At 74.7% G+C, this 4,239-nt stretch carries 4 protein-coding genes; 2 read left to right on the forward strand and 2 right to left on the reverse strand.

Features of this window, described 5'->3' with window-relative positions; genetic code table 11:
* Positions 1 to 23 precede the first annotated feature (23 nt).
* Positions 24 to 1,388, reverse strand: a complete 1,365-nt coding sequence (locus L7D48_RS26675; RefSeq protein WP_237883322.1) for an MBL fold metallo-hydrolase — start codon at positions 1,386 to 1,388, stop codon at positions 24 to 26.
* A gap of 184 nt (positions 1,389 to 1,572) precedes the next feature.
* Here L7D48_RS26675 and L7D48_RS26680 point away from each other — a divergent pair, with 184 nt between their 5' ends.
* Positions 1,573 to 1,968 (forward strand): DUF302 domain-containing protein, encoded by a 396-nt coding sequence (locus L7D48_RS26680; protein ID WP_237883324.1) that lies wholly within the window; start codon positions 1,573 to 1,575, stop codon positions 1,966 to 1,968.
* A gap of 62 nt (positions 1,969 to 2,030) precedes the next feature.
* Here L7D48_RS26680 and L7D48_RS26685 read toward each other — a convergent pair whose 3' ends face one another.
* Positions 2,031 to 3,239 carry a lactonase family protein gene (locus tag L7D48_RS26685; protein ID WP_237883326.1) on the reverse strand — a complete coding sequence of 403 codons (1,209 nt, stop codon included), beginning with the start codon at positions 3,237 to 3,239 and terminating at the stop codon, positions 2,031 to 2,033.
* 140 nt (positions 3,240 to 3,379) lie between these two features.
* On the opposite strand from L7D48_RS26685, the gene L7D48_RS26690 reads away from it, so the two are divergent.
* Positions 3,380 to 4,057, forward strand: a complete 678-nt coding sequence (locus tag L7D48_RS26690) for a hypothetical protein (RefSeq protein WP_237883328.1) — start codon at positions 3,380 to 3,382, stop codon at positions 4,055 to 4,057.
* Positions 4,058 to 4,239: the final 182 nt, after the last annotated feature.

The following is a 4,239-nucleotide window of genomic DNA, read 5'->3' on the forward strand; positions in this document are numbered from 1 at the left end:
GGCCGGCGGGGCGGAAGGGGCGCTCAGGGCCGTACGACGGTCAGCCCGGCCTGCTCGGCCGCGTCGAAGGAATCGTCCACGGCGACCACCTCGCGGCCGGCCGCGTCCAGCATCGAGGCGGCGATCGTCGCGCGCATCCCGCTGGCGCAGTGGACCCAGACGGTCCCGTCGGGCACCTCCGCGACGCGCTCGTGGAGCCGGTGGATCGGGATGTGGGCCGACCCCTCGACATAGCCGTTCGCGCGCTCGGAGTCACGGCGCACGTCGAGCACCACCACCTCCTCGCCGCGCTCGCGGACGCCGGCCAGCTCGGCGAAGGCCGCCCGGGGGAAGGAGCGCGGCTGCTCGCCGTCGCCGAGCCAGCCGGCGGGGCCGCCGGTGGCGGCCGCGGCGGGCCGGTCGATGCCGACCCTGGCCAGCTCCCGCTGGGCGTCGGCGAGTTGCTCGAAGCTCTCGGCCAGCAGTGTGACCGGCTTGCCCCAGGGGATCAGCCAGGCCAGGTAGGTGGCGAGCTTGCCGTCGGCCTCGAAGTTGTACGCGCCCGCCACATGGCCCTCGGCGAACGCCACACGGCTGCGCAGGTCCACCACCCACTCCCCCGCGGCCAGCCGGGCGGCGATCTCCCCCGCGTCCGCGCGCCTGGGCGGGGTGAGGTCGATCGGTGCCGGTCCGGCGGAGTTCACCGGTCCCGTGTGGGCGTAGTACGCGGGGATGTCGTCCAGGCCGGCGAGCAGGTCGGCGACGAACTCGTCGACGTCCTTGACCAGCGCGTCGTTGGACTCGCGCTCCTCGCCGATGGTGGTGGAGTCGCCCTCGGCCTGGGTGGAGGAGCAGAAGCTGCCGAAGCCGTGGGTCGGCATCACGGGCACGTCGTCGTCCAGTTCGTCGGCCAGCCGGCGGGCGGAGGCGTGCTGGGCGCGGGCCAGTTCGCGCGTCATACGGGGCTCGACCAGGTCCGGCCGCCCGACGGCGCCGATCAGCAGCGAGCCGCCGGTGAAGACGGCGACCGAGCGCCCGTCCTCCTCCAGCACGTAGGAGGTGTGGTGCGGGGTGTGGCCTGGGGTGGCCAGCGCGCGCAGCGTCAGCCCCTCCTCGATCCCGGCGGCGTCGCCGTCGGCCACAGGCGTGCGGGGGTAGGACACACGGGCGCCGGCGGGCACCAGGTACTCCGCGCCCGCTACACGGGCCAGTTCCAGCCCGCCGGTGACGTAGTCGTTGTGCACATGGGTCTCGGCGACGAGGGCGATCCGCACCTCCCGCCGGGCCGCCAGCGCGAGCATCCGGTCGATGTCCCGCGGCGGGTCCACCACGACGGCCGCCGACCGGCCCCCGGCCAGGTAGCCGCGGTTGCCCAGTCCCCGGATCTCCACGGTGTCGACGAAGAACACGGTGTTGCTCCTTCCGGATGGCTCTGCCCCGGGGATACGGTCACCACCGCAACGTATACCCAGGGGGGTATTCTGGGAGTCAGGGCGCCACGTGGCCCCTCTTCCGGCGGGTACCCGCCGGGGCGAGCGGAAACGGACGCCGCACACCGGTCCGAGACACCATCGAGCACAGGAGAGTCACGACGTGAGCTACGACCGCACCGTCCGGGTGGACACCGACTTCGACACCACCGTGGCCGCCGTGCGCGACGCACTGGCCGAGCAGGGCTTCGGCGTCCTCACCGAGATCGACGTCACCGCAACCCTGAAGAAGAAACTCGACCAGGACATCGAGGACTACCTGATCCTGGGCGCCTGCAACCCGCAGCTGGCCCACCGGGCGCTGGAGAGCGACCGCGACATCGGACTGCTCCTCCCGTGCAACGTGGTCGTGCGCCGCGACGGCGACCAGACGGTCGTCCAGGCCCTCGATCCCGGCACCATGGTGACCCTCACCGGGCTGCCCGCCATGGAGCCCGTCGCCTCCGAGGCCACCCGGCGCCTGGACGCGGCCCTGGCCGCCCTGACCTCCCGGGACTGAAGTACGCCTGCCGGTGAGAGCGCCTCCGCCCGGAGCCGCCACGGCTCCGGGCGGAGGCGCTCTCACCGGCCCCGTCCCGCGGGCAGCACGCACACCACCCGGTCGAAGGCGAGCGGTTCCCCGGCCGGTGCGAGTGCACCGCTCACCGGATCCCGGCGCAGGAGCGCGACCGTACCGGAGTCCTGGTTGGCCGTGTACAGCAGGCGCTGGGCCGTCCCGGGGGACCCGGAGGCTCCCGGGGCCGGGGCTCCGAAGGCGATGTGCCGGGGCGACCTTCCGCCGCAGGGGTGGTGGGAGACCGGACGCGGGCGGATCCCTCCGGACGCGCCCGCGGCGAGGACGGTGACGAGGTCGTGGCCCCGGTTGGAGGCGTACACGAACCGGCCGTCCGCCGAGACCAGCACCTCGGCGGCGGTGGTGCCCGCCGGATCGGCGCCCCGGGGCAGGATCGGCACGGTGGCGACGGGCGTGAGGGTGTCCCGGGCGGGGTCGTACGCGCAGGAGGTGAGTGTGGAGTCCAGCTCACCCAGTACGTACACGGTGCGCCCGCAGGGGTGGAAGGCCAGGTGACGCGGGCCGGAACCGGGCGCCATCCGCGTCTCGGCGCCGTCCGTCAGCAGGCCGCGCCGGGCGTCGAAGCGGTGGACGCGGACGGTGTCGGTGCCCAGGTCGGCGGTGAGCAGCCGCTCCCCGGTGGGATCGGGCAGCACCATGTGGGCGTGCGGCCCGCCCTGCCGCTCGGGGTCGGGGCCGGAGCCGGCGTAGCGCACCACCTGGACCAGCTCCCCCGGCGCGCCGTCGGGCCGCAGTTCGACGACACCGACCGTGCCGGAGGTGTAGTCGGCGGTGAACAGATGGCGTCCGCCGGGGTGGAGGGCGAGGTGGCAGGGGTGGGAGCCGCCGCTGGGCGACTGCCCCAGGAAGTCCCGCACGGCGCCGTCCGGGGAGAGCGCGTAGGCCGACACCCGGCCCTTCTCCACCTCGTTGACGGCGTACAGCACACGGCCCGTCGCCGACAGCGCCAGGAAGGAGGGGTCCTCGGCGGGGACCACCGACTCCAGCCGCAGGGCGCCGGTGTCCGGGTCCGCGCTCGCCACCCCGATGCCGTGACCGGGGGTGCCGCCGGTGTAGGCGCCCAGGTAGACCCGTAACCGCCGCCCTTCCCTCCCCCTTGGCCGCGCGGCGGCGTCCGGTGCGTACGCCAGGCCCGCGGCGGCCGCGCCTGCCAGGGCCAGGGCCGTACGCCGTGTCGGGCGGTACTGTCCGTTCATCGGTTCCTCCGGTATGGGATCGATTCCACGAGGCGTCCGTCAAGGATCACCGCCCCTCCCCTCCCGGGGGAAGCCCTCTTGGGACCGGGACGTCCGCCGGGCGAGTGGCGGGGCGCGGGCGGCGGCGCGATGCTGGAGGCATGAGCGGACACCGGCGGGGGGCCCGCCTGCTCCCCCTCACCATGACCTCCGCGGCCTCCGCGCTCTACGCGTTCTGGCTCCGCCCCCGGCTGCTGACCTGGGGCGCGACCGAGGAGGAGGCCGAGAGCGCCTACCCCGGCGACGACCTCGTCCCCGACGCCACCAGCGCCTCCACGATGGCCACCACCCTCCCGGCACCGCCCGAGGAGGTCTGGGCCTGGCTGGCCCAGATGGGGGACGACCGCGGCGGCTGGTACAGCTGGGACGGCCTGGACCGCCACGGCGAGCCGAGCGCGGACCGCCTCGTGCCCGAATGGCAGGGTCTCGCGGAGGGGCAGCGGCTGCTCGCGACGCGCGACGGCCGCGCCTGGTTCACCGTGGCCCTGCTGGAACCGAACCGGACCCTGGTACTGCGCTCGGACCTGGAGCTGCCGTCCGGCCGCTCCTTCGACATGCCCACCGCGGCCCCGCCCCGGGTGTATCTGGACGGCGTCTGGGCCTTCCATCTGCGGCCGGTCCCGGGCGGCGGGACACGCCTGGTGGTCCGCACCCGCGGCCGGAGCCGGCCGCGGGGGATCACCAAGCCGTTCGACCTGCTGATGGGCGAGCCGGCGCACTTCATCATGCAGGTCCGGCAGTTCCAGAACCTGCGGGCCCGCGTCGGCGCCGGGGCCTGACGTCCGCCGGGCGCGGGCGACCCCGCCTCCCGCACCCCTCCCCCTTCAACTCCTTTCCGTGGAGGGCGAGTTGCCGTAGGGTGCCGGACGACCGCATGGGAGCGCTCCCAGAGCGGTTCGGCAAACCCCGACCACCCGAGGGAGAACTCCCGTGCGCTCCTTGCCCCGCCCGCCTCGTCCGT

The organism is Streptomyces sp. ICN903 (genome assembly GCF_022015835.1).
GTDB lineage: Bacteria > Actinomycetota > Actinomycetes > Streptomycetales > Streptomycetaceae > Streptomyces > Streptomyces fenghuangensis.